Annotated in this window: 2 rRNA genes (1 of these 2 cut by a window edge); both read right to left on the reverse strand. The window is 53.7% G+C overall.

Annotation, left to right across the window (positions count from 1 at the left end):
• Positions 1–196: 196 nt before the first annotated feature.
• Positions 197–311 (reverse strand): 5S ribosomal RNA (rrf, locus tag OIU37_RS34330).
• 236 nt (positions 312–547) lie between these two features.
• A 23S ribosomal RNA gene (locus OIU37_RS34335) occupies positions 548–2,500 on the reverse strand; it runs 950 nt beyond the window's last position.

A 2,500-nucleotide genomic window follows, 5' to 3' on the forward strand; every position in this document is an offset into this window, starting at 1 on the left:
AGGATTTGAACCTGCGGCCTTCAGGTTATGAGCCTGACGAGCTACCGGGCTGCTCCACCCCGCGCCAAGTGCAAATCGTTGGGGATTTGCTGCAGTATTATAACACGAAAGGCCGCTTTGTGAGCGGCCCTTTGTTTCGGCTTTGGGCCGTTGGCTGTGAATGAGAAGATTGATTTATAAAAGTTGCGTTTTGCAGACCTGGCAGCGACCTACTCTCCCGCGTCTTAAGACGAAGTACCATGGGCGCAGGGGCGTTTCACGGCCGTGTTCGGAAAGGGAACGGGTGCAGCCACCCCGCCATAACCACCAGGTCGGCAAAGCGCAACTTTGTTGTTTTGAGAAGCTGGGGATGAGGCAGTAGTCAGCAGCCATTAAGGCAGCAGTGACTAGCGTCATCGCATTTTTTGAACACGTCTTTGGTGCTTGTGAGGAAAGAGGCGGAGCAGTTTTTACTACTCACTACTCACTACTGCCTATTCACTACTCACTATCGATCCGGACAAACACTTCGTGTTTGCCGGGAGTTCGATGAGCATAGTCAATGAGAACGATCAAGCCGATCGAGCTATTAGTACCGGTAAGCTTCATGCGTTGCCGCACTTCCACACCCGGCCTATCAACGTGGTCGTCTTCCACGGCTCTGATAGGGAATACTCGTTTTCAGGTGGGTTTCCCGCTTAGATGCCTTCAGCGGTTATCCCGTCCATATATAGCTACCCTGCTATGCCCTTGGCAGGACAACAGGTCCACCAGAGATATGTCCATCCCGGTCCTCTCGTACTAGGGACAGATCCTGTCAATATTCCTACACCCACGGCAGATAGGGACCGAACTGTCTCACGACGTTCTGAACCCAGCTCACGTACCGCTTTAATTGGCGAACAGCCAAACCCTTGGGACCTGCTCCAGCCCCAGGATGCGATGAGCCGACATCGAGGTGCCAAACAACCCCGTCGATATGGACTCTTGGGGGTCATCAGCCTGTTATCCCCGGCGTACCTTTTATCCGTTGAGCGATGGCCCTTCCACGCGGGACCACCGGATCACTATGACCGACTTTCGTCTCTGCTCGACTTGTCAGTCTCGCAGTCAGGCGGGCTTATGCCATTGCACTCGACGACCGATTTCCGACCGGTCTGAGCCCACCATCGCGCGCCTCCGTTACTCTTTCGGAGGCGACCGCCCCAGTCAAACTACCCACCATACACTGTCCCGGACCCGGATGACGGGCCGCGGTTAGACATCCATGACGATAAGGGTGGTATTTCAAGGATGGCTCCACGGAAACTGGCGTCCCCGCTTCAAAGCCTACCACCTATCCTACACATGCCGACACGAATGCCAGTGTAAAGCTATAGTAAAGGTGCACGGGGTCTTTCCGTCTGACCGCAGGAACCCCGCATCTTCACGGGGAATTCAATTTCACTGAGTCTATGTTGGAGACAGCGGGGAAGTCGTTACGCCATTCGTGCAGGTCGGAACTTACCCGACAAGGAATTTCGCTACCTTAGGACCGTTATAGTTACGGCCGCCGTTTACTGGGGCTTCGATTCAAAGCTTGCACCTCTCCTCTTAACCTTCCAGCACCGGGCAGGCGTCAGACCCTATACGTCGTCTTGCGACTTCGCAGAGCCCTGTGTTTTTGATAAACAGTCGCTACCCCCTGGTCTGTGCCACCCCATCATACTTGCGTAAAATGGGGTCACGCTTCTTCCGAAGTTACGCGTGCAATTTGCCGAGTTCCTTCAACATAGTTCTCTCAAGCGCCTTGGTATACTCTACCTGACCACCTGTGTCGGTTTCGGGTACGGTCTATACGGTGGAGCTATTTCCTGGAACCGCTCCGCTGCCCTGATAATCCAATAAACCAGAACAACTTGTGCAATCCGTCACTACCACCAGGCCCACGAATATTAACGTGGTTCCCATCGACTACGCATTTCTGCCTCGCCTTAGGGGCCGGCTAACCCTGCTCAGATTAACTTTAAGCAGGAACCCTTGGTCTTTCGGCGAGAGGGTCTCTCACCCTCTTTATCGTTACTCATGTCAACATTCGCACTTCCGATACCTCCAGGAGCCCTCACGGGTCTCCCTTCATCAGCTTACGGAACGCTCCGCTACCACGTGTATTGCTACACATCCTCAGCTTCGGTGCATGGCTTCAGCCCCGTTACATTTTCGGCGCAAAGACCCTTATTTAGACCAGTGAGCTGTTACGCTTTCTTTAAATGATGGCTGCTTCTAAGCCAACATCCTGGTTGTTTTGGGATCCTCACATCCTTTCCCACTTAGCCATGACTTGGGGACCTTAGCTGGAGGTTAGGGTTGTTGCCCTTTTCACGACGGACGTTAGCACCCGCCGTGTGTCTGCCGAGTAGTACTCCCCGGTATTCGGAGTTTGGTTAGGATCAGTAAGACGGTGAGTCCCCATAGCCCATCCAGTGCTCTACCCCCGGGGGTATTCGCTCGACGCTCTACCTAAATAGATTTCGCGGAGAAC

The sequence above is a fragment of the Rhizobium sp. BT-226 genome (assembly GCF_025847085.2).
GTDB classification, from domain to species: Bacteria; Pseudomonadota; Alphaproteobacteria; order Rhizobiales; family Rhizobiaceae; genus Rhizobium; species Rhizobium sophorae.